The organism is Bartonella sp. CL63NXGY, from assembly GCF_042194905.1.
Classification (GTDB): Bacteria; Pseudomonadota; Alphaproteobacteria; order Rhizobiales; family Rhizobiaceae; genus Bartonella.
Genome location: NZ_JBHINK010000061.1, coordinates 1 through 1,058 on the forward strand (window position 1 = coordinate 1; position 1,058 = coordinate 1,058).

A 1,058-nucleotide genomic window follows, 5' to 3' on the forward strand; every position below is an offset into this window, starting at 1 on the left:
TCTCTCCATCACCTGACTCTTTAGAGATGCTACCTTCCTTAAGAGATTTGATCTTACTGTTGCTCTTATCTGCACCATGCTGCGCGACAAACGCACCTTTATCGTTATCCCACAACAACGCATCTTGAAGACGTTCAGAAACCTCATCTTTGTTCTGAGCAACTTGATCCTTAAGATCCTTGAAGCCTTGATCAACCCCACCAAACGCACCAGAAAGATCATGATACTCTTTATCATCTAATTTATAGGTCGGTTCAGTCCCTTTTAAGACATCGGCACCACCACCTAAATATTTCGAGGCATTCTTAGCAACTGTCTCTAGATTACCGGTGATACCCTTGACATTCTCATTCGTTGCATAAAGCTGGGAACCCGTCACTGCATCATTTGAGCCTTTGGCAAGAGTTCCATCCTTAACACCCGAAAGCGTACGCGTTTCACCAGACTTATTCGCTATGTTGATTTCACTGCCAGCAACAGCTGAACCAATCGTTATACGCTTGGTGTCGGCATCTTGCTGAACTAGGCTCTTTTCATTGGCTTGAGTGATCGCTTCATCAACCTTCTTACCAACAACATCATCAACCTTATCACCTATAATATCATCAACTTTATCGCCAATAACATCATTCACTTTTTCCGTAATCTGGTTGTTAACTTTTTGCTCAAAACCTGTGAAGGCAACATTAACACCATCAAAGGCATCTGCAACACTGTCATAGCTCTTGCTTCCCTCACTGCCATCTTCTCCAAAGGTTTTGACTGTGAAGTGTGGAGCTTGCCACTTACCCGCATCATCATAACCTGCACCGCCACCTAAATAGCCAGCAAGCTGTTCATTCATGGAATAAAGCTGAGAACCTGTTACTGCATCACTGGAATCTTTAGAGATGTCACCTGCTGCAACCGCTGTAATCTTGCTATTTTTGACTATACCATCTTGCTTATGCTGCGCGACATATGCTCTGGCTTCATCACTCCACAACAATCCATCTCCTTGTGCCGAAGTGGTTATATCTTTGAGTTTGTCATCAAAACTCTTCATAACATTCTCAAAG

Annotated in this window: 1 pseudogene; it reads right to left on the reverse strand. The window is 43.2% G+C overall.

Going from position 1 to position 1,058, the window contains the following annotated elements:
* Positions 1–1,045: pseudogene (locus tag ACFIK0_RS09190) on the reverse strand (hypothetical protein); the annotation flags it as partial.
* Positions 1,046–1,058 lie beyond the last annotated feature (13 nt).